At 70.8% G+C, this 19632-nt stretch carries 22 protein-coding genes; 11 read left to right on the plus strand and 11 right to left on the minus strand.

Annotation, left to right across the window (positions count from 1 at the left end; translation table 11 throughout):
- Nucleotides 1–116: 116 nt before the first annotated feature.
- Nucleotides 117–1583 carry an MFS transporter gene (locus ABWI07_RS12820; RefSeq protein ID WP_149263379.1) on the plus strand — a complete coding sequence of 489 codons (1467 nt, stop codon included), beginning with the start codon at nt 117–119 and terminating at the stop codon, nt 1581–1583.
- Here the strand turns inward: ABWI07_RS12820 and ABWI07_RS12825 are convergent.
- Nucleotides 1576–2850 (minus strand): MFS transporter, encoded by a 1275-nt coding sequence (locus tag ABWI07_RS12825; RefSeq protein WP_149263380.1) that lies wholly within the window; start codon nt 2848–2850, stop codon nt 1576–1578. The genes ABWI07_RS12820 and ABWI07_RS12825 overlap by 8 nt on opposite strands.
- Complete coding sequence (locus ABWI07_RS12830; protein ID WP_200842297.1) at nt 2829–4004, minus strand: glycosyltransferase family 4 protein; 1176 nt, start codon at nt 4002–4004, stop codon at nt 2829–2831. Before ABWI07_RS12830 ends, ABWI07_RS12825 begins: the two co-directional genes overlap by 22 nt.
- A 326-nt stretch (nt 4005–4330) precedes the next feature.
- Between ABWI07_RS12830 and ABWI07_RS12835 the strand changes: the two genes are divergently transcribed.
- Nucleotides 4331–4792, plus strand: coding sequence for a pyridoxamine 5'-phosphate oxidase family protein (locus ABWI07_RS12835; protein WP_353818633.1), 462 nt, complete (start codon nt 4331–4333; stop codon nt 4790–4792).
- Between the two features lie 34 nt (nt 4793–4826).
- Here ABWI07_RS12835 and ABWI07_RS12840 read toward each other — a convergent pair whose 3' ends face one another.
- Both ABWI07_RS12840 and ABWI07_RS12845 read right to left on the minus strand, forming a co-directional pair.
- Complete coding sequence (locus ABWI07_RS12840) at nt 4827–5933, minus strand: winged helix DNA-binding domain-containing protein (protein WP_353818634.1); 1107 nt, start codon at nt 5931–5933, stop codon at nt 4827–4829.
- A gap of 1 nt (nt 5934) precedes the next feature.
- A complete protein-coding gene (locus ABWI07_RS12845) occupies nt 5935–7083 on the minus strand; it encodes an epoxide hydrolase family protein (RefSeq protein ID WP_353818635.1) in 1149 nt (382 codons plus the stop codon).
- Between the two features lie 63 nt (nt 7084–7146).
- Here ABWI07_RS12845 and ABWI07_RS12850 point away from each other — a divergent pair, with 63 nt between their 5' ends.
- On the plus strand, nt 7147–8103 hold the full coding sequence (locus ABWI07_RS12850) for a helix-turn-helix transcriptional regulator (RefSeq protein ID WP_353818636.1): 957 nt from the start codon (nt 7147–7149) through the stop codon (nt 8101–8103).
- Here the strand turns inward: ABWI07_RS12850 and ABWI07_RS12855 are convergent.
- Together ABWI07_RS12855 and ABWI07_RS12860 are read right to left on the minus strand one after the other, a co-directional pair.
- A complete protein-coding gene (locus tag ABWI07_RS12855) occupies nt 8100–9335 on the minus strand; it encodes an MFS transporter (protein ID WP_353818637.1) in 1236 nt (411 codons plus the stop codon). The genes ABWI07_RS12850 and ABWI07_RS12855 overlap by 4 nt on opposite strands.
- Before the next feature lie 102 nt (nt 9336–9437).
- Complete coding sequence (locus tag ABWI07_RS12860) at nt 9438–10826, minus strand: FAD-dependent oxidoreductase (protein ID WP_353818638.1); 1389 nt, start codon at nt 10824–10826, stop codon at nt 9438–9440.
- A 73-nt stretch (nt 10827–10899) separates the two neighbouring features.
- On the opposite strand from ABWI07_RS12860, the gene ABWI07_RS12865 reads away from it, so the two are divergent.
- Complete coding sequence (locus ABWI07_RS12865; protein ID WP_149263391.1) at nt 10900–11550, plus strand: TetR/AcrR family transcriptional regulator C-terminal domain-containing protein; 651 nt, start codon at nt 10900–10902, stop codon at nt 11548–11550.
- A gap of 159 nt (nt 11551–11709) precedes the next feature.
- Nucleotides 11710–11970, plus strand: coding sequence for a DUF6406 domain-containing protein (locus tag ABWI07_RS12870; RefSeq protein WP_353818639.1), 261 nt, complete (start codon nt 11710–11712; stop codon nt 11968–11970).
- 86 nt (nt 11971–12056) lie between these two features.
- Here the strand turns inward: ABWI07_RS12870 and ABWI07_RS12875 are convergent, their stop codons facing one another.
- A complete protein-coding gene (locus ABWI07_RS12875) occupies nt 12057–12443 on the minus strand; it encodes a hypothetical protein (protein WP_149263393.1) in 387 nt (128 codons plus the stop codon).
- A gap of 301 nt (nt 12444–12744) precedes the next feature.
- Complete coding sequence (locus tag ABWI07_RS12880) at nt 12745–12942, minus strand: hypothetical protein (RefSeq protein ID WP_353818640.1); 198 nt, start codon at nt 12940–12942, stop codon at nt 12745–12747.
- Nucleotides 12943–13094: 152 nt separating this feature from the next.
- On the opposite strand from ABWI07_RS12880, the gene ABWI07_RS12885 reads away from it, so the two are divergent.
- From ABWI07_RS12885 to ABWI07_RS12895, 3 genes are read left to right on the plus strand one after another with little or no spacing between them, the layout of a single operon-like run.
- Nucleotides 13095–13934: a helix-turn-helix domain-containing protein gene (locus ABWI07_RS12885; RefSeq protein ID WP_353818641.1), complete on the plus strand. Its 840-nt coding sequence runs from the start codon at nt 13095–13097 to the stop codon at nt 13932–13934.
- Nucleotides 13931–14125, plus strand: a complete 195-nt coding sequence (locus tag ABWI07_RS12890) for a DUF397 domain-containing protein (RefSeq protein WP_353818642.1) — start codon at nt 13931–13933, stop codon at nt 14123–14125. Before ABWI07_RS12885 ends, ABWI07_RS12890 begins: the two co-directional genes overlap by 4 nt.
- Nucleotides 14126–14127: 2 nt before the next feature.
- On the plus strand, nt 14128–14322 hold the full coding sequence (locus ABWI07_RS12895; protein ID WP_353818643.1) for a DUF397 domain-containing protein: 195 nt from the start codon (nt 14128–14130) through the stop codon (nt 14320–14322).
- 44 nt (nt 14323–14366) lie between these two features.
- Here the strand turns inward: ABWI07_RS12895 and ABWI07_RS12900 are convergent, their stop codons facing one another.
- Nucleotides 14367–15176 (minus strand): aminoglycoside phosphotransferase family protein, encoded by an 810-nt coding sequence (locus ABWI07_RS12900; RefSeq protein ID WP_353818644.1) that lies wholly within the window; start codon nt 15174–15176, stop codon nt 14367–14369.
- Between the two features lie 64 nt (nt 15177–15240).
- Nucleotides 15241–16158 (minus strand): hypothetical protein, encoded by a 918-nt coding sequence (locus ABWI07_RS12905; RefSeq protein ID WP_353818645.1) that lies wholly within the window; start codon nt 16156–16158, stop codon nt 15241–15243.
- Nucleotides 16159–16202: 44 nt separating this feature from the next.
- Between ABWI07_RS12905 and ABWI07_RS12910 the strand changes: the two genes are divergently transcribed.
- Nucleotides 16203–17039 carry a 2,3,4,5-tetrahydropyridine-2,6-dicarboxylate N-succinyltransferase gene (locus ABWI07_RS12910; protein WP_149263399.1) on the plus strand — a complete coding sequence of 279 codons (837 nt, stop codon included), beginning with the start codon at nt 16203–16205 and terminating at the stop codon, nt 17037–17039.
- Here ABWI07_RS12910 and ABWI07_RS12915 read toward each other — a convergent pair.
- Complete coding sequence (locus tag ABWI07_RS12915) at nt 17029–17712, minus strand: 4'-phosphopantetheinyl transferase family protein (RefSeq protein ID WP_353818757.1); 684 nt, start codon at nt 17710–17712, stop codon at nt 17029–17031. The two genes, ABWI07_RS12910 and ABWI07_RS12915, sit on opposite strands and share 11 nt — an antisense overlap.
- A 33-nt stretch (nt 17713–17745) precedes the next feature.
- Here ABWI07_RS12915 and dapE point away from each other — a divergent pair, with 33 nt between their 5' ends.
- Together dapE and ABWI07_RS12925 are read left to right on the plus strand one after the other, a co-directional pair.
- Complete coding sequence (dapE, locus tag ABWI07_RS12920; protein ID WP_353818646.1) at nt 17746–18822, plus strand: succinyl-diaminopimelate desuccinylase; 1077 nt, start codon at nt 17746–17748, stop codon at nt 18820–18822.
- The gene (locus ABWI07_RS12925) at nt 18819–19619 is read left to right on the plus strand and encodes an LOG family protein (RefSeq protein ID WP_149263402.1); all 801 of its coding nucleotides are present in this window, start codon (nt 18819–18821) and stop codon (nt 19617–19619) included. The genes dapE and ABWI07_RS12925 overlap by 4 nt, the downstream gene beginning before the upstream one ends.
- Nucleotides 19620–19632 lie beyond the last annotated feature (13 nt).

Consider the following 19632-nt stretch of genomic DNA (forward strand, 5'->3'; position numbering starts at 1 on the left):
TCCCGCCCTCCGATCCGCTCATGGAACGCGAACCGAACCGACCCGGGGGAGCGAACGAGCCCCCGAGCGTCCCGCGCCGAAGGTCACCGGCGCGGGCCCATCGACCGGAGGCCCGCATGACCGAATCCCCTCCGTCCCTCCTCGCGACGGGACGCGGCAAGCTCACCCTGACCCTGCTGTGCGCCATCGCGTTCCTGGACTTCATCGACGCCTCGATCGTCAACGTGGCGCTGCCCGCGATCCGCGCCGACCTGGGCTTCTCCGTCCAGGACCTGCAGTGGGTCCCGTCCGGCTACCTGCTGACCTACGGCGGCTTCATGCTCCTCGGCGGCCGGCTCGCCGACCTGCTCGGACGCCGCCGGATCGTGGTCGCGGGCACCGTGCTGTTCTCGCTGTCCTCGATCGCGGGCGGGCTCGCCGCCTCGCCCGGGACGCTCGTCGCCGCGCGGCTCGCGCAGGGCGTCGGCGCCGCGCTGATGCTGCCCGGCACGCTGTCGATCCTGACGACCACCTTCAAGGAGGGCGGCGACCGCGCCAAGGCGCTCGGCGTGTGGGGCGGCGTCGGCGGCGGCGCCTCCGCCGCAGGGGTCCTGTTCGGCGGGCTGCTCACCGACGGGCCCGGCTGGCGCTGGGTGATGCTCGTGAACGTCCCGGTCTGCGTCCTCGTCATCGCCGGGCTGTTCCTGCTGGTCGAGGGCGACCGGCGCGGCGCCCGGCTCGCGGGCTTCGACGCGCTCGGCACGGTCCTCGTCACCGGCGGGATGCTGCTGCTGGTGTTCACCCTGGTCAAGGCCCCGGAGGTGGGCTGGGACGCGGGCCGCACGATCGGCGGCCTCGCCGGTTCCGCCGCGGTCCTGCTGGCCTTCCTGGTCACCGAGCAGCGCGGCCGGAACCCGCTGCTGCCGCTGTCGATCTTCCGGATCCGGGGGCTGGCCGCCGCGGACGTCACCCAGCTCGTCGCGGTCGCCGGGTTCCTGTCGATGTTCTTCTTCCTGAGCCTCTACATGGTGAACGTCCTCGGCTACTCGCCGCTGGAGACCGGCTCGGCCTACCTGCCGCTCTGCGCGGGCGTGGGCGTCGCGGCGGGCGCGTCCGCCCCGCTGATCGCGCGCGCCGGGACGCGGCCGGTGATGATCTTCGGGCTGCTGCTCGCGGCCGCGGGCATCTACCTGCTGTCGCGCGTCCCGGTGGACGGCCACTACCTCGCCGACCTGCTGCCCGGCCTGATGGTGACCTCGTTCGGGCTCGGCTTCACGTTCGTGGCCGTCACCACAGCGGCCAACGCCAACGTCCCGCCGGACAAGGCAGGGCTGGCGGCGGCGCTGCTCAACGCGTCCCAGCAGATCGGCGGCGCGCTCGGCCTGGCGATCTTCTCGGCGGTCGCCACCGCCCGCACGAACGACCTGCTGGCCGACCGCAGGCCCGTGCCCGAGGCGCTCACCGGCGGGTTCTCCCGCGCGCTGCTGGCCAGCTCGCTCTTCCTGGTCGCCGCGGCCGTCGTCGCCCTCCGCGCCGCCAACAGCCGCGGCGAGGCGTCCGCGATGGAACAGGAGAAGAAGCCCGGCCCCGTCCCGGTCACTTAGCTGAGAGGCCATTGCCGCCGGGGACGCGGATCAGGGACGCCCCGAACAGCACGACCAGCCCGGACATCGCCAGCACGAACTGCGACGGCGACAGGCCGAGCGGGGCCGCGCCGGCCTTCCTCAGGAGGTCGGCCGCGGCCCCGGCCAGCAGCGCGGCCAGCGCCAGGCCGAAGCGCAGAACGGCGTGGAAGGCCGTGAGGGCCAGGTTCCGGTTGGCCCCGCTGAGCGCCTCCTGGAGGTAGGTGATCCCGCCCACCAGCGCACTGGTCGCCGCCGCGCCGAACAGCACGGCTCCGATGAACGCCCAGGTCACCGTCCCCAGCAGGGCCATGAGGAAGATCACCACACCCTGCACGGCCGTCCCGGCCCGGATCTGCACCGACAGGTTCCGCACCTTGCGGTGGATGATCAGCAGCCCGACGAGCGCGCCCACGCCGAACAGCACCACGAGCGTCCCGAACCCCACCGGGCCCGCGGTCAGGACGTTCCGCACGAACACCACGCCCAGCGAGAACAGCGCCCCCAGCCCGAGCGACACCACCGCCACCCCCGGCAGGACGCCGCGCACCACGGGCAGGCGCAGGCCCGAGAGCAGGCCGCGGGACGACGTCTCCTGCTCGGTGCGCTCCATCTCCCGCCGCTCGGCGGGCCCCGGACCGAGGTCGGGGATCGAGCGGATGGCGAGGTAGCAGATCAGGTACGTCAGGGCGTCCAGCCAGAACACCACCGCGTAGCGCCAGTTGCCGTGCAGGCCGATGTTCTCCGAGAACAGCAGGATCAGGCCGAACGCGCCGGCGCCCACCGGGATCATCCCGTACGAGGTGGCCATCGTGATGCCGTTGGCGATCTCCAGCGTGCCCGTGTCGTGCCGGTTCTCCTCGTCCTCGATGAGGAACGGGATCGACGCGTCCCGGGCCGGCAGGAAGATCAGCCCCGCCACCTCGATCATGAAGGCCCAGAAGTACACCCACCCCAGCCACGGCACGATCGGCAGCGCCAGCGCCATGCCCGTCTGGACGAGGGTCGCCCACATCATGACGCTGCGCCGCCGCCAGCGCGTCACCACCCGCGCCGCCACCGGCGCGCCCAGCGCGGACGGGAGCAGCCGCAGCACCAGCACGCCGCCGACCGCCGTCGTGGAGTCGCTGAGCAGCAGCACGAAGTACATCAGCGCCAGGGTGCCCATCCAGTCGCCGAACGAGGAGACCGTCTGACCGACGATGAGCCGCCGGAAGTCGCGCTTGTTCAGCTGCTCCCTGAGTCCCATGCGGGCTCCATCCCCGGTGTGTCGTGCTTCGGCGGCGCTTCGGGGGCGGAGTCCTTCAGCAGGCCGGCGAGCCGGGCCGCGGCGGCGTCCCAGCTCCACCGCTCGCACGTCCACCGCCGTCCGGCGGCCCCCATCGCGGCGGCGCGCTCGGGGGAGCCGAGCAGGCGGTGCAGGGCGAGGGCGATCTCGTCCGGGCCGGCGGCGTCGACCAGCACGCCCGTCCGGCCGTTGATCAGGGACTCGGGGCTGCCGCCGGACCGCCCCACGACCACCGGCAGCCCCGACGCCGACGCCTCCAGCACCGACAGGCCCAGCCCCTCGGTCTGGAGCCCCGCCCGGTCGTCGCGGCACGGCAGCGCGAACACGTCGGCGGCGGCGTAGTAGCGCGGCAGCTCCGCCGCGGAGACGGGCCCGGTCACCGTGACCGTCCCCGGCACCTCCCGGTCCGCCAGCTCGACGAGCCTGCGCCGCATCGGACCGTCCCCGACGATCACCAGCCGGGCGTCCGGACGGCGCCGCACCACGTCGGCCCACGCGCGGATCAGCATGTCGTGGCCCTTGCGGCGGACGAGCCGCGCGACGCTCAGCACCACCGGCCCGTTCCCGAGCCCGTGCCGGCGGCGCACCGCCGACCCGTCCAGCCCCGGACGGAACCGCACGGTGTCGACGGCCCCGGCGAGCCGCGCCAGCCGCGTCCGGTCGCCGACCGCGGCCTGGAGCTCCGGCAGCGTGGTCGCGCTGAGATGGGTGAGGACGTCGAACGACCGCGCCGCCGCCCGGAGCGCCACCCGCGTCGGCGGCGCCCGGAACCACCCCAGCTCCTGCCCGTGGGCGGACCCGACCAGCCACCGCACCCCGGCCGCCCGCACCAGCGGCGCGTACATCCCGAACGGCGCCGCCGCCGTGATCCACCCGGCCTCGACCCGGTGCCGGACGACGAGCCGCCGCAGCCCGCGGAACAGCAGATACCCGTGCCGCCGGACGACGGGGAACGCGAGGGCCGCGTCGAACTCCGCGGACCCCGGCCACGCGGGCGCCACGACGACCACCCGGTCCACGGGCAGCCGCCGGACCAGCTCCCACGTGAACGTCTGAACGCCGCCGGGCTCCGGTGGAAAGTGCCCGGTCAGCACCAGCGTCCGCGGTATCTCCATGCGTGCACGACTTCCCGCAGAGACGCCCCCCAACCAATCCACCAGGCCACTTATCGATATGACGCCCGCGGCGGGCATCCGTGCTACTCGGGGTGAAGGGGCTGAATGCCTGGAACATCCTCAACATGACGGCATCCGGCCATCGATAAAGCCTTGATCGGGTAAATTCCCTGCCAATTCAGAGATCATCCGACTGGCGAATGATCAGCGGTGCCGAGCGACCCTGGTAGCCCGCCTCCGAGTCGGAGGCTGAGGGGGCATCGGTCGTCGGGCGTAGGTCCCTCGCCTCATGCGCGCTACCGGTCTGCTGGCTAGGGTCGGCGCTCATGCGACCCACGGGCATTGTTCGTCGCCAGACGGCGGAGCGTAAGCGCGACACCCTGGAACGGCTGGTCAACGAGCGGGATGTGTGGGTGGCGACGGCTCATCCTGATCACGGCCCCCACCAGGTGCCGCTGTGGTTCTCGTGGGACGGGCGAGCGGTGTGGATGTGCACCGGGGCCGCTTCCGCGACTGCCCGGAACGTCCGCGAGGAGCCGCGCGTGCGCCTGGCGCTGCCGGACACCTTCGACGTCGTGCTTCTCCAGGGCGAGGCCGAGTGCTTTCCGGACCGGAATGTGCCCGAAGACGCGGCGGAGGCCTTCGCCGCCAAGTTCGGGTGGGACCCGCGGGCGGAGGAGGAACCCTTTCTGTATGTGCGCGTGGTGCCGAAGACCGTGCGCGCTTGGCGCGGCGAGCCGGAACTGCGCGGCAGAGTCATCATGCGCGACGGGACGTGGCTGGAGTGACCGTGAGCCAGGGGCTGAGCCCCCGCGTCAACGGTCACTGGTAAGGCGTCAGTTGGATGTCGTAACGGGTGCCTGGGTGGGTGAAGGCGAGCAGGCGTTCGGCTTCTGCCTCGATCGCTGAGCGGCCTGCCGACGAAAGCGGCCGGAAGGCGCGTACGGCCAGGGTGACGGTGTCGGGAGTGCGCTTCGCCGTCCAGGTTCCGGTGACCGTGCCGTCGACCAGGACGGTGGCGGCCACGGCGGCGCCGTCGCAGACACGGCGCCGGACGTCGGCGGTCATGATCCTGGTGCGGTCGGCGTGGGCGAGCAGGGTCGCGTCGAACTCGGGCAGGAGGCGCACCGGCGCCGGGACGTCCTCGTCGGGGCGTGGGGCGTCCGGCAGGTCGAAGAGTTCCTTGCCGGACGCGTCGGCGAACACGCACAACTCGGGACGCAGACGGTCGAACACCTCGCGGAGCCCGCCGAGACCCGACCAGGTCCGGGCGTCGGCCGCGGACGCGGGTCCGAATGCCGCCAGATAACGCCTGACCAGCAGGCACGCGTCCTGGAGCGTCGGTTCCCGGTGGACGCCCGTCCAGTCGGCGCGGGCGAACGGCGTCGCGCCGCGAACGTTCCACGTGCCGCTCGGCGCGGGATGCACCACGGGTTCGAGGTACTGCACCGACCATCCGAGGGCGGCGGGGTCGGCGTCCGGCCACCGGCGGGCGAGGAGCCGCCCGAGCTCGGGGCGGGTGAGCGTCCGGCCGTCGGCGAGCAGGTCGCGGGCCTCGGTGACGAGCGCGTCGAGGTCGGCGCCGGCGACGCGGCGGCCGAACGCGGTGCGCTGCACCCGCCGCAGCAGCGGCGCCAGCTGCGGACGGATCAGCCGGAAGTCCGGCACCGACAGCAGGTGCTGCGTCGCACGCATCAGCGTCGAGCGCACCAGCTCGCGGTTCTCGATCGCTGCCGTCAGGTCATCGATCGTGAAGCCCTCCAGGCGGTTCCACAGCGCGAGGTACGGCAGGTTCGGGTCCTGCGCGTTGAGGCCGAGCAGCCGTTCGACGGCGAGAACCACCGGGAGGTCCGCTCGGCGGAGCAGCAACTGGCGTCCGAGGAGCGCGCGGTTGAGCGCTCGCGCGGACAGGGCCTCGCGAGCGCCCATGTCAGCGCACCTTCCGGAAGAACGCGCGGATGTCGCCGGTCAGGAGGTCCGGCGCCTCCATCGCCGCGAAGTGGCCGCCGCGGTCGTACTCGGCCCAGTGCACGATCCTGTGCTGCCGCTCGGCGAGCGCCCGGATCGTGAGGTCACCCGGGAAGATCGCACATCCGGTGGGGACGGTCGAGCTCTCAGCCGGGGCACCCCACTGCGACGCCTCCTTGTACAGCCGGATGGACGACGCCAGCGTGTCGGTCAGCCAGTAGATCGTGATGTTGGTGAGCAGGGCGTCCCTGCCGACCGCGTCCTCCGGAAGCCGCTTGGCCGGGTCGCTCCACTGCTGGAACTGGTCGGTGATCCAGGCGAGCAGCCCCACCGGCGAGTCGTGCAGACCGAACGCCAGCGTCTGCGGCCGCGTCGACTGGATCGCCGCGTACCCGAACCGCTCACCGGACGGGTCGGTCAGGACGGCGAGCCGCTCCTTGTCGGCCTCGTCGAAGCCGTCGTCGTTGCCGTCCCAGGACGGAAACGTCATCGGGCCGTTCATGTGGACTCCGACGACGCGCTCGGGGGCCATGCGTCCGAGCTGGGGCGAGACGAAGGAGCCGACGTCGCCGCCGTGCGCGCCGTACCGCTCGTACCCGAGCCGGTCCATCAGCCCGGCCACGACCTCGGCGTAGCGTGCGGTGTCACCGTCGCCGGGCCTGCGCGTCGGGCCGGAGAACGCGAACCCCGGCAGCGACGGGACGACCAGATGGAACGCGTCGGCCGGGTCGCCCCCGAAGGCCCGCGGATCGGTGAGCGGCCCGATCACGTCCAGGAACTCGGTGAACGTCGCGGGCCAGCCGTGGACGAGCACGAGCGGCAGCGCGTCCGCCTCAGGCGACCGGACGTGCAGGAAGTGCACCCGCTGCCCCTCGATCTCGGTGACGTGATGCGGGTACTCGTTCAACGCGGCCTCGTGCGCGCGCCAGTCGTAGCCGGTGCGCCAGTACTCGGCGAGGTCCTTGAGGTAGGAGACGGGGACGCCGTGGTCCCAGCCCACTCCGGGAAGCTCGTCCGGCCAGCGGGCGGCCGCGAGCCGCGCGTTCAGGTCGTCGATCCGATCCTGCGGGATATCAAGGGTGAAGGGACGAATGTCCTGTTCGGAATTCATGCGGACGACGCTAGAAGCAGGTTAGGGCGAGTTCGTTCCTAAGTAACTGGCATATTTAGACTCATGCTGGACACATCCGCGCGGCTGCTCAGGCTGCTGTCGCTGCTCCAGACCGGCGGGGACTGGTCCGGTGCCGAACTCGCCGAAAGGCTGGCGGTCACCACCCGGACCGTCCGCAGGGATGTGGACCGGTTGCGGGAACTCGGCTACCCCGTCCACGCCAGCCGCGGCATGGCCGGGTACCGGCTGGGGGCGGGCGCGTCACTGCCGCCCCTGCTGCTGGACGACGACGAGGCGGTCGCGGTGGCGCTCGGGCTGCGGACGGCGGCCGGAGGATCCGTCGCCGGGATCGAGGAGGCGTCTCTGCGGGCGCTCGCCAAACTCGAACAGGTGCTTCCGTCCCGCCTGCGCCACCGGGTGGCGACACTGGCCCGGGCCACCGTCCGGGTCGGCGCCCGCGCTCCCGAGGTGGACGCCGACACGCTGATGACCATCGCCGACGCCTGCCGCCGGCACGAGCGGCTGCGGTTCGGCTACGCGGGCCCGCGCGGAGACACCGTCCGCCAGGTCGAGCCGCACACCGTGGTCAACTTCGGACGCCACTGGTACCTCGTGGCCTGGGACCCCGACCGCGACGACTGGCGCACGTTCCGCGTGGACCGCATGAGCCCGCGCCTCCCGGCAGGCCCCCGCTTCCCGCCCCGCGCCCCTCCGGACGGCGACGTGGCCACCTACCTGGCGCGTCGGCTGTCGGTCAGGTCGTGGGCCTGCCAGGCGACGGTCACCCTGCACGAACCCGCCGGCGCGGTCGCCGACCGCGTGTGGCCGGGCATGGGCGTCATCGAGGCCGTCGACTCCCGCAGTTGCCTCCTCCACGTGGGCGCCGACACCCCGTCCGCCCTCGTATGGATGATCACCTCCGTGGACGCCGACTTCACCCTGACCGCGGGCCCACCCGAACTGGCGACCGCCCTCCGCGCCCAAGCCACTCGCTGCCAGAACGCCGTCGACCACCTCTAACTCTCAACAGCGTCCTGAACGCGCCCTGTGGAAGTGGACGGGACGGAGCGGCCGCGCGCCGCCAGCGTGATCGCCGCGGCGATGACGACCGCGGCCGCCGCGAACCCCGTCGTCGCAGGCCAGCCGAACCGTTCGACGGCGGTGGCGCCGAACGCCGTCCCCAGGCTTCCGCCGACGAAGTAGACGAGCATGTAGGCGCTGTTGAACCGTGCGGGCGCCGCGGGATCGATCGCGAGGACGGTGCTCTGGTTCGCGACCTGTGCGGCGAACAGTCCCGCGTCGAACAGCGCCAGGCAGAGCAAGGTCGCCGGGGCGCTCGGGAGGGCGACCCCGACGACCGCCGCCGCGGCCCCGGCGACGGCCAGGCCCGAGAGGATGACGCGCCGCGCGCCGACGCGATCGGTGAACAGGCCCGCGACCCGGGTGGCGGGGATGCCGAGGAGGCCAGCGAACGCGTACAGGCCGATGCGCTCCGCCGAGTACGAGTACGGGGGCTCCGACAGTGCCACGGCGAGCCCGGCCCAAACCGCGCAGAACGCGAAGAACCACAGGGCACCGCGGGTCGCGGCCGACCGCAGCGCCGTGTATCGGACGAACAGGCCCGGAATCGACTTCAACGTGGCGAGATATCCCCGCTCGACCCCTCCCCGGGCGGTCGGGACCACCAGCAGCAGGCCCACCGCGACGGCCGCGCAGGCCGCGGCGAACGCCATGAGCATGCCCCGCCAGCCGATCACCTCGGCGAGCCAGCCGCCGACGATGCGGCCGGCGAGGATACCCGCCGAGATCCCGGCCGTCAGGATTCCCAGCGTCGCCGCCCGCCGATGCGGGGACGCCAGCCGTCCGACCATCGAACTGAGGGCGGCGCCGACCGCCGAACACGCCCCGGTCACGCTGGTCGACGCGCCCAGCACCCGCACATCGCTGACGACGGCGCTCATGAACAGGGCAGCCGCCAGGACGCCGACCTGCGCCGACAGCACCCGCCTCGGAGGGAACCGGTCGACCAGCGGGACGAGCAGGCCGAGCCCGACCAGGTAGCCCATCGGCCCGCACGCGAGCGCCACCCCGACCGCGCCGAGCGATGCGTGCAGCGAATCCGCCACATCGGCGATCGCCGGCTGCAACGGATAGATCGTCGCCGTCCCGAGCCCGGCCGCGAGCGACATGAACCAGACGACGGGACCGGGCAGGTCGCGGCGCCGACCGGCACCGGCAAGATCAGTTTCCACGCCCCGACGGTAGGAAGCGCGGGCACGACCACGCTGGCAGGAATCGGACCTCGACGTCCCCGCGACGACGGGTCGGGCCGGGTTCGTGAACGGTGGAGAAGGCTAAAGAGTCCGGTAGGCGTCTTTGGCCCCCACTCGATCCGCGTACTCTGCCAGCCCATCCGTGGTCTCTCCCGCCCAGCCCACGTAGCCGTCCGGGCGGATCAGGAAGACGCCCGCGCCGTACACCTGCGCCGTGTACGTGTCGAGGTCCGTGTCCACCGTCAGCAGGGTCCAGTGCGGCCCTCGGAACGCGTCGAACAGCCGTGTCCCCTTCACCGTTCCGTCCGGGGCGCGGTCGCCCGCCCGCACCGGTCCCGGGGCCTTGCGGGTCTCCTTGGTGAGCGAGGAGGTCCGGTAGCCGAGGTTGAGCTGGCGGGTCGCCTCGCCTCGGCGGGTCTCGCCGCGGTGAACGCTCGTCGACAGCCCGAGCATGGCGGCGGCGATCGGGCGCCGCTCCTCCTCGTAGGTGTCGAGGAGTGCGGCGGGCGCGTCGCCCCGCAGCACCGCGCCCAGCTTCCAGCCCAGGTTGTAGGCGTCCTGCACGCTGGTGTTGAGGCCCTGGCCGCCGGCCGGCGAGTGGACGTGCGCCGCGTCCCCGATGAGGAAGACCCGCCCCTGGCGGAGGCGGTCCGCCAGAGCAGCCCGCGGGCGGAAGTCCGAGGCCCACCGCACCTCGGTCACGTCCTCGGGGGCGAGGTGCGAGCGGGTGGCGACGACCTTGCGCACGCCGTCGAGGGAGAGGTCCACCGCGGTGCCTTCCGGGAGCCGCGCCACGAGTTGGAAGTCCTCCGTGCCCGCGAGGGGGCAGACCGCCATGAAGCTCCCGTCCTCTCCCGGGAACATGTGCCAGTTGTCGCGGTCCAGGTCGGGGATGCGGACGTCTGCCACCAGCATCGGGCCCGGATCGACCGTCTCGCCCGTCATGCCGATGCCGAGCGCCCGGCGCACCGCCGAGCGCCCCCCGTCGGCGGCGACCACGTACCTGGCCCTCAGTTCTGGACCGTCGGCGAAGCGCACGGTCACGCCTTCCTCGTCCTGTACGAGGCCGACCGCCTCCCGGCGGAAGGCGGCCCGTCCGCCCAGCTCCCGCAGCCGCGCGAGCAGGATCTCCTGCGTGCGCCACTGCGGCACCATCCAGGGTTCGGTGTACGGCGCGTCCTCGGTCGGCTCCGCCGGGTCGAACATCTGGTGCTCGCCCATGCGCCGTCCGTCCTGCCAGATCATCCCGACCGGGTGGACGCCGCCGGCCGCGCGGATCGCGTCGAGGACGCCGAGGTCGTCGAAGACCTCCATGGTGCGCGGCTGGAGCCCCTTGCCGCGCGAGCCGGGGAACAGTCCGTCGCCCTGCTCGACGACGAGCGCGTCCACCCCGCGCCGGGCGAGGTCGACGCCGAGAGCCAGCCCGCTGGGACCCGCGCCCACCACCAGTACGTCCACCTGTGCGGCCATGTGCCCACGCTCCTTAATGTCGTTAAGTTCGGTTGGATGCGAGGATGGCCTTAACGGCGTTAAACTGTCAAGCGTGACCACCAGACGGCGTGCGCCCCTCGACCGCAAGCGGGTCGCGGACGCCGCCCTGAACCTCCTGAACGAGGTGGGCCTGGAAGGCCTGACGCTGAGCGCCATCGGCCGCGAGCTGGGCGTCCAGGCACCCGCCCTGTACTGGCACTTCAAAGACAAGCAGGCCCTGCTCGACGAAATGGCCACCGAGATGTACCGCCGGATGGTCGCCGGGACCCCCCTCCATCCCGACGACACCTGGCAGGAGCGGCTGCGCAAGTCCAACCACGGCTTTCGCGAGGCACTGCGCGCTTACCGCGACGGCGCGAAGGTCTTCAGCGGCTCACGCTTCACGGGCATCGAGCACGCCGAGCAGATGGAGGACAACCTGCGCCTCTTCACCGCCGCCGGCTTCACCCTCGCCCAGGCGGTCCGTGCGACGTTGACGACGTACCTGTACACGATCGGCTTCGTCATCGAGGAGCAGGGCGTCGAACCCCTCCCCGACGAGCGCCGCGAGGGCTTCGACGTCGAGGAACGCGCCCGAATGATGGCCGACTTCCCCCTCTCCGCCGCCGCGGGCCCCGAGATCTTCACGGACTACGACCGCCACTTCGCAGAGGGCCTGGAACTACTGATCGCAGGCATCACCACCCAATACCGCATCGACTGACCGGCACCCGGGCGGCTAACGGCGGCCCTGACTCTCGCCCCGGGCGGCCGACCACTGGACGATCACGATGTCCCGGGGACTCGGCAAGCACCGGAAGCCCAGCCCCGGCCAAGAATTCAAACGCGAAGCACGGCCACGCTATACGACATTGGAGTAATCATGGTGCGCAAGAATGTTGCCCTTCAGGAAGGAACCCAGGCTCACTTGGATGAGGGGGTGAAGATGGGCTTGGTCGACGTGAATCTAGGAGGAGATGTTGTCCCGTCAGAGGTGATTCTTTTCGTCAAGGATGGCGGAGAAAAAGAGTTCACCCTACGCCTTGGCGACACCTTCCCCGTCGGCGAGCGAACTTGGAGGGTCGAGCGCATTGAAGAGATTGGAACGGGCAAATTGGGCGCCGTTTTTTCCAGGATTGAGTAGCGTCTTCGGGTGACGCACGGTGGCGATCAGCCGTTCCGGGGGCGGCTCGACGCGCTCAGGTGTTTCTGACTGCGAAATCTCGACGGTCAGCCGCGGCGGAGCAGGCGGCGCTTGCGGGGCGGGGGAGTGTCGTCGGGCGGTGGGAGGTATTGCTGGACGTGCACCTGCTCGGCTGTGGTGATCCGGGCAAGTTTTGGGCTGGAAGAAGCGGGGGTGCTCACCTCCACCAGCCACGACCCGTCGGAGAGCCTGAACACGCTCCGACCGGGGGTTGCGCCGCGAGGTATGTAGATCGACTCGGGGACGTGTTCCATGGCCAGAGCCTGTGCCCGTGCGTCGGCGACGGTGCGGTCGCCCTCCACGGGGATCGTCTTGACGAGCTGCCAGTGGTGGTCGTCGCTCCCGATGGGAATCACTTCCTCGACGAGGATCACGTACCGCATGGCGGCTTCCGGCGGCGTGTCTCTGACCATGAACGTAAACCTAATGCCCTTCCTGGAGCGCACGAAGGTCTCTGTGCGCGGTGATGGCACGCAAGCTCGCGATCTACGGCTGGGTGCCAGAGGGAACTGCCTCGCTCTCACCGGGTTGGTGTGAGTCGGTGGTTCGCGGTTCGCATGGCCAGTGAAGTCAGGCTCTGGGCCAGGAGGTCCGGGGACGGGGCTTCGATCAGTCGGTCTGGGAGGCCGGGGACGAAGGCCCACCATGAGCGGGTGTAGATCCCGTACCAGACTTGCAAGCCGGGGATCCAAGTCGTCAGGCCGGCTGCCGGGTTCATCGGCTCAGCTCCCCGCTGGACGGTTGGGCCGCTAGTGCTGCGCGTAGTTCGTCCTCGGAGTCGGCTATGACGGTTGCGGGCATGGTGAGCTTCGGATCGCGTCGGACCGCGCCCCAGTACTCGCCCTGCTGGGATATCCACACCATCCAGGCGGGGAAGTCTCGTTCGATCCCGGCCGTTCTCATGTCTTTCATTGGTTGACCTGCCCCTTCGCGGCCGAACTCGTGGTCTGCGTTCGATTCGTGGGACAGAATGCAGCCGATCGATTACTGTCGGCTACGAAGCTGTTTCAAGTGGACGTCCACCCCCCGACGCCCCCGTCAACCGAGTGCCGGAGGCCCCCGCCATGGCCAGCGACCAGCAGCACCCCGACGCGCTGCGCGTCCACTTCGGTGAAGAGTTGCGCAGGATGCGCCAGCGCGCGAAGCTGTCCCAGAACCAGCTCGCAAGCGCCCTCGGCTGCACCCCGCAATGGATCTGCCAGATGGAGAAGGCGGACAAGGCCGTCTCCGAGCAGACGGCCCTTGACCTGGACACCTACTTCAAGACCGACGGTTCAGACCAGGACGACGGCCACTTCCACCGCCTCTACACCGCCATCCGCCGCGCCGGCCGCCACCGCGTGCTGCGTCCCGGTTTCAAGGCGTACCTGGAGTATGAGCCCAAGGCCATCGGCGTGAGGTGTTTTGCGGCTCAGATCGTGCCGGGCCTTCTCCAGACGGAGGAGTATGCCCGCGCCATGATGGACCCGAGCGAACCCCAAGACACCTTGGAAGCTCGTGTTGCGAGCCGTCTAGAACGGCAGGGACTCTTCACTCGGGAGAGGCCTGCGATGACGGCATTCATCCTGGACGAGTCCGTACTCCGTCGGCCGGTCGGAGGAGGCGAGGTGATGGTCAGCCAGATCGACCACCTCATCAGCATGTCCCGGTTGATGCACGTCCAAGTGCTGGTGATGCCGTTCGAGCAGGTCACGCCCGAAGCATTGTCGGGGGGTCTGATATTGCTGACGTTCGCAAAGGAGCCAGAACTCCTCTACATCGAATCTGGGAACATCGGTCACCTGATCGGTGACCCAGATGACGTCTTCATGGCCGGGGTATATTTCAACAGGATGATGGGTGAAGCTCTGAACCAGGCGGAGTCCATCGAGTTCATGCGCCAGGCCAGGGAGGCTTATTCATGAGCACGGCAGACTCAGTGGTTTCACTGTGGCGCAAGAGCAGCTACAGCAACGGCATGGGTGGCGAGTGCGTCGAACTCGCGGCTCTGCATGGGCGCATCTTTGTCCGGGACTCCAAGGATCCGGATGGGCCACGTCTCGGGCTCACCGTAATGGCGGCGCGTGACCTGATGCGGCAACTGCGAGAGAAGTAGTCGTGCATAAGCGGGAGCGGCGACCACCTGATTGGCGGAAGAGCAGCTACAGCGGTGGGACGGGCGGTGAGTGTGTGGAGGTTGCCGCTGGGGCGGGGTGTGTTCTGGTTCGGGACTCCAAGGATCCGGACGGACCTTGTCTGGGGCTGACTCCGGCGGCTGCGCGTGAGCTCGTGGGGCGACTGCGGGGCGCGTAGTTCGGGGCTTCGGGTGGCCGTCTTGGGAGCGTCTGCCCTGCCGTTCAGTGGAGCGGGGTTAGGACGCGGGTTGCTTGGTGCTTCAGGAGTTCGGGTGGGGCTTCCTGGGGTGGGGTACGGCGCAGGATGGCCACCAGCCAGAACGTGGCCAGGAGGCGTCGGGACTCTTGTAGGCGTGCCGCTTGGGTGGGGGAGAGGTCGAAGAGGTCGAGGATCTGGGTGGCTTCGATGACGGCTGGGGCCGTTAGGGAGATGTGTTCGACGGTTTCGGCTAGTTCGTAGGGCAAGTCGCTGCGGCCGGAGTGCTCGAAGTCCACGATGCCTACCGTCTGGCCGTTCCAGAGGTAGTTGGCCAGGTTGCCGTCGCCTGTGCCTAGCACCGGCTCGTGTTCCTCGGCTGCGAACGCGTCCAGCGCTGGGCGTCGTATCCATGCGGACGCCTCGTCGAACGCCTCCTCGACCGTCCGGTCGGATGTCGGCATGGGGAGCATGGGGAACGCTAGACGGAGGTCGGTGAGCATTTCCGCTGGGGACCCTGCTCGTGGCGGGAGTGTTGTGAGGAGGTCGCGGGGGATCGCTCGCTGCATCGCCTTGATGGCGTCCGCCATGGCCCCTACCTGCGCGGTGGTCACCGGGGGAGTCAGAGGAGTGCCGACGAGCCTCGTCATCGTCACGCGGGCGGGCTCGGTCGCCAGCTCGGCGGTTATGGGGGACGGTGCGAGGCCGGGGGCGTGATCGGCGAGCAGTGTCAGCGCTCGCCATTCCCGCTTCGCCGCATCGCGACTCCCGGGCCGGTACGTCTTGACCACGACTCGGGGGTGTATCTGAACGTCGTGCGTGCTGGCCAGGCTCATCCGATCCCTTCGGGCGGGGTGCCTTCCCCCGCATCCTGCCGTGCCGGACGCCAGGCGGGGGCCGCTACTGGACGATCACCGTGTTCTGGGAGGCCTGTTTGTCCTCGGTCCAGCCGTCGTGGCCGGCGTTGGACTTCCAGTGCTTGCCGGCGTAGCGGATCTCGGTGAGGCCGTAGGCCTGGGCGTGGGTCACGGCCCAGCTCGCCACCGCCCAGCCTGAGCGGGGGTTCGTCACCTGCACCGCGTTCCACGATTTCGGGTCGGACGGGGAGCCCGCCTTGAGGGGGCCGGGGCCGCCGACCTTCAGGCGGCTGCCGAAGGCGCGGCGCATCTCGCGGAGGGCCTCCGGGCGGCGGGACGTGGTCTTCTTGTCGGGCGGGTACCAGCAGCGGGCGGTGGCGGGCTCGCGGCCGGTGAAGGCCGTCGCGAGGAGCTTGCCGTCGGGCTCGTGCTGGGCGTAGGCGCGGCCGTCGGCGCTGCGCTGGACCTTCTGCGCCGCGTCGTGCAGGTCGCGGTCGAGGTAGTCCTTGACCTTGACGAGGGCGTCGAAGAACTTGCTGGTGGACTGGACGGGGTCGCGGAGCTTGTCGGGCGTGCCCCAGCCCTGGGACGGCCGTTGCTGGAACATGCCGACCGAGTCGCGGTCGCCGCCCGGCAGGTTGTGGATGTGCGACTCCTGGATCGCGGTCGCGTAGGCGATGACGACGGCGCGCTCGGGGAGCTGCTTGCGGAACGCGACGGCGGCGATGGTGGCGGCGTTCGCGCCCTGCTCCAGGTCGAGCGGCATCTTGCCCAGGGACGTCTGCACCTCGCAGCCCGAGCCGTGCAGGTAGGGCCGCGCCCGCTGGAAGGCCACGTAGGCGCCCACGCCCACCAGCAGCACGACGACGGACAGGACCGCAGCCCAGCGGGCACCGCGTCGGCCGCGCCCGCCGCCCGCCCCCTCCTCGGGGCGCGCCTTCAACCTCGCCCAAACAGCCACGCGAAGACAGTACTGGCAGATGGCCACCAGTAAGCTCAGGAGGCATGACCGAAACGTTCACCAGCCCGATCTCCGGCGGCATCGACGAGCTGTGGGAGCGGCGCGCCGAGCTGAGCCCGGACGACGCCGACGCGCGTGAGGCCATCGTGGCCGCCGTCGACCAGATCGACACCGGCGAGGCCCGCGTCGCGCAGATCGACCCCGCGACCGACGAGGTGGTCGTCGACGAGCGGGCCAAGCGCGCCATCCTGCTGAGCTTCAAGGTCCTCGGCATGGCGCGCTCCCAGGTGGGCGACTTCCGTTACCACGACCGCATCCCGCTGAAGACGCGCCTGGACGGCGTGCGGGTCGTCCCGGGCGCCATCGCGCGCTGGGGCGCCTACCTCGCCCCGGGTGTCGTGCTGATGCCGTCTTTCACCAACATCGGCGCCTATGTCGACTCCGGGACGATGGTCGACACCTGGGCCACCGTCGGGTCGTGCGCGCAGGTCGGCAAGAACGTCCACCTGTCGGGCGGTGTGGGCATCGGCGGCGTGCTGGAGCCCCCGAACGCCAAGCCGGTGATCATCGAGGACGAGGCGATGATCGGCAGCCGGTCCATGATCGTCGAGGGGGCGCGGGTGGGGCGCGGCGCCGTCGTCGGGTCCGGGACGAACCTGTCGGCGTCCATGCCGGTCATCGACGTCGAGACCGGCGAGGAGATCAGCCGCGGGCGCATCCCCGACTGGTGCGTCGCCGTCGGCGGCACCCGCTACAAGGAGTTCAAGGGCGGCACGTTCGGGCTGCCGGCGGTGCTGATCCTCAAGCGGCTGGAGGAGGGGCAGCGCCACGACAAGGCGTCCCTCAACGACATCCTCCGCGACCACGGCATCAATACCTGAGCGGCACCTGGTTGACCTTGAGGGGACGGTCGGTGAGGACGGCGGCCGCGGCCGCGTAGCCGGGGCCCGCGTCCAGGTCGGCGAGGCGGACGGGAGAGACCGCCGCCTCGCCCTCCCACGCGACGACCTCGGGCGGCTCGTCCGGGCCGGAGACGTGGATCGCGGTCATCGAGGCGGCCAGCCCGTGGCCCGTCGCCTTCAGAAGGGCTTCTTTCCGGCTCCAGTAGGCGTGGAAGCCGCGTTTCCGGTCGTCCATGGTCCGCAGCACCTCGCCCTCTGCGTCGGTGAGAACCATCCTGGCGAGGCTGTTGATGTCGCGGTCGCTCTCCTGCTCCACGTCCGCCCCGACCGCGGCGCCCTCGACCAGGACGAGCAGGACGCGGTCCCCGGAGTGGGAGAGCGAGAAGTCCAGATCGCTGCCGGGCAGGCGGGGCTTGCCGTGCGAGCCGCCGCAGTGCGGGCAGTCGGTGGTGAAGCGGAGGTCGCGCGGAGGCCTGCCGGTGGCCTCGGCGAGGACCGTGCGCGCGAGCCACCGCCCGGTGACGAACCGGGCCTTGTCCTCGGCGCGCATGAAGCGCTCATAGCGGGCGCGCTCCCCCTCGTCCAGGAGGTCGCGCATCCGGGGGTCGTCGTCGGGACGCGCCCAGTGGACGGCGCACTCCAGTACGGGCATCTCCACGAACGCGATGATAGATAACCTTCGAGCATGGGGCTTGATCTCTTCTCAGACGTCGCGGACCTGACGGCGGCCGTCGTCGACATCGAGTCGGTGAGCGGCGGGGAGGAATCCCTGGCCGGCGCCGTCGAGGAGGCGCTGCGGGCGCTGCCGCACCTGGCGGTGGAGCGCGTCGGCAACAACGTCGTCGCGCGCACGGATCTCGGACGCGCCGAGCGGGTCGTCCTGGCGGGGCACCTCGACACCGTCCCGCTGAACGGCAACCTCCCGTCCCGCGTGGAGGGCGACCGCCTCTACGGCTGCGGCACCACCGACATGAAGAGCGGCGTCGCGGTCGCGCTGCGGCTCGCCGCGACCGTCGCCGAACCCACCCGCGACATCACCTACGTCTTCTACGACTGCGAGGAGGTCGAGGCCGAGCGGAACGGGCTGCGGCACCTCGCGGCGTCCCGGCCCGATTTGCTCGCGGGCGACTTCGCCGTGCTGATGGAGCCCACCGGCGGGCTGATCGAGGGCGGCTGCCAGGGCACGATGCGCGTGGAGGTCACCGCGACGGGGGAGCGGGCGCACAGTGCGCGCGCCTGGATGGGGTCCAACGCGATCCACTCGGCCGGGGCGATCCTGGACGTCCTGCGCGCCTACGAGCCGTCCCGGCCGATTGTGGACGGCCTGGAGTACCACGAGGGCCTGAACGCGGTGTTCATCTCGGGCGGCGTCGCCGGGAACGTCATCCCGGACGAGTGCGTCGTCACCGTGAACTACCGGTTCGCGCCCGACAAGTCCCTCGCCGACGCGGAGGCGTACCTTCGGGAAACCTTCGCGGGCTTCCAGGTGACGGTGACCGACGCCGCGCCCGCCGCCCGGCCAGGGCTGACCCACCCGGCCGCCGCCGCGTTCGCCGCGGCGAGCGGCGCCGAGGTCCGCGCCAAGCTCGGCTGGACCGACGTCGCCCGCTTCGCCGAACTCGGCGTCCCGGCCGTCAACTACGGCCCCGGCGAACCCACCCTCGCGCACACGCGGGACGAGTACGTCGAGATCCCTCTCATCGGCGAGTGCGAGCAACGTATGCGCATGTGGCTGGAGGGTCCCATTACCGTGGCTCCATGACACTGGATGTGAATTCCCGCTCGCGGCGCCAGGGCCCGGCCATGCTCCGGGGACGCGCCGTCCCCCCGACGACGACCGACCAGCGGCTCCTCGACAGCCGGGGCCCGGTCGACTGGGTCCACGCCGACCCCTGGCGGGTGCTGCGGATCCAGGCGGAGTTCGTCGAGGGCTTCGGCCTCCTCGCCGAGCTGCCGAAGGCCGTCAGCGTCTTCGGCAGCGCCCGCACCAAGCCGGACTCCCCGGAGTACGGGCTCGCCGTCGACATCGGCGCCCGCCTGCACGAGGCCGGCTACGCCGTCATCACCGGCGGCGGTCCGGGGATCATGGAGGCGGCCAACAAGGGCTGCGACGAGAACGGCGGCCTGTCGGTCGGCCTGGGCATCGAGCTGCCGTTCGAGCAGAAGCTCAACGACCACCTCGACATCGGCCTGGAGTTCCGGTACTTCTTCGTCCGCAAGACGATGTTCGTGAAGTACTCGCAGGCGTTCGTCGTCCTGCCGGGCGGCTTCGGGACGCTGGACGAGCTGTTCGAGGCGATCACCCTCGTCCAGACCAAGAAGATCACCCGCTTCCCGATCGTCCTGGTCGGCACCCGGTTCTGGGGCGGCCTGCTCGACTGGATCAAGGAGTCGATGCTGACCTCCGGCAAGATCTCGCCGCAGGACATCGACCTGTTCCACCTCACCGACGACCCGGAGGAGGTCGTCAAGATCATCATTGAGGGCCACACCCGCGCCGAGCAGGAGATCATCGAGTCCCGCGCCGCCGCCGAGGCGGCCGAGACCGGCGGGGAGTAGCTCCGCGCCGTGG

Source organism: Actinomadura sp. NPDC000600, from assembly GCF_040492135.1.
Lineage (GTDB): Bacteria > Actinomycetota > Actinomycetes > Streptosporangiales > Streptosporangiaceae > Spirillospora.

Bases quoted from the DNA above. Each gene is read 5' to 3' on its own strand.
- ABWI07_RS12820 (WP_149263379.1), top strand. From the start codon at position 117: ATGACCGAATCCCCTCCGTCCCTCCTCGCGACGGGACGCGGCAAGCTC.
- ABWI07_RS12825 (WP_149263380.1), bottom strand. From the start codon at position 2,850: ATGGGACTCAGGGAGCAGCTGAACAAGCGCGACTTCCGGCGGCTCATC.
- ABWI07_RS12830 (WP_200842297.1), bottom strand. From the start codon at position 4,004: ATGGAGATACCGCGGACGCTGGTGCTGACCGGGCACTTTCCACCGGAG.
- ABWI07_RS12835 (WP_353818633.1), top strand. From the start codon at position 4,331: ATGCGACCCACGGGCATTGTTCGTCGCCAGACGGCGGAGCGTAAGCGC.
- ABWI07_RS12840 (WP_353818634.1), bottom strand. From the start codon at position 5,933: ATGGGCGCTCGCGAGGCCCTGTCCGCGCGAGCGCTCAACCGCGCGCTC.
- ABWI07_RS12845 (WP_353818635.1), bottom strand. From the start codon at position 7,083: ATGAATTCCGAACAGGACATTCGTCCCTTCACCCTTGATATCCCGCAG.
- ABWI07_RS12850 (WP_353818636.1), top strand. From the start codon at position 7,147: ATGCTGGACACATCCGCGCGGCTGCTCAGGCTGCTGTCGCTGCTCCAG.
- ABWI07_RS12860 (WP_353818638.1), bottom strand. From the start codon at position 10,826: ATGGCCGCACAGGTGGACGTACTGGTGGTGGGCGCGGGTCCCAGCGGG.
- ABWI07_RS12870 (WP_353818639.1), top strand. From the start codon at position 11,710: ATGGTGCGCAAGAATGTTGCCCTTCAGGAAGGAACCCAGGCTCACTTG.
- ABWI07_RS12875 (WP_149263393.1), bottom strand. From the start codon at position 12,443: ATGGTCAGAGACACGCCGCCGGAAGCCGCCATGCGGTACGTGATCCTC.
- ABWI07_RS12880 (WP_353818640.1), bottom strand. From the start codon at position 12,942: ATGAAAGACATGAGAACGGCCGGGATCGAACGAGACTTCCCCGCCTGG.
- ABWI07_RS12885 (WP_353818641.1), top strand. From the start codon at position 13,095: ATGGCCAGCGACCAGCAGCACCCCGACGCGCTGCGCGTCCACTTCGGT.
- ABWI07_RS12890 (WP_353818642.1), top strand. From the start codon at position 13,931: ATGAGCACGGCAGACTCAGTGGTTTCACTGTGGCGCAAGAGCAGCTAC.
- ABWI07_RS12900 (WP_353818644.1), bottom strand. From the start codon at position 15,176: ATGAGCCTGGCCAGCACGCACGACGTTCAGATACACCCCCGAGTCGTG.
- ABWI07_RS12910 (WP_149263399.1), top strand. From the start codon at position 16,203: ATGACCGAAACGTTCACCAGCCCGATCTCCGGCGGCATCGACGAGCTG.
- ABWI07_RS12915 (WP_353818757.1), bottom strand. From the start codon at position 17,712: ATGCCCGTACTGGAGTGCGCCGTCCACTGGGCGCGTCCCGACGACGAC.
- dapE (WP_353818646.1), top strand. From the start codon at position 17,746: ATGGGGCTTGATCTCTTCTCAGACGTCGCGGACCTGACGGCGGCCGTC.
- ABWI07_RS12925 (WP_149263402.1), top strand. From the start codon at position 18,819: ATGACACTGGATGTGAATTCCCGCTCGCGGCGCCAGGGCCCGGCCATG.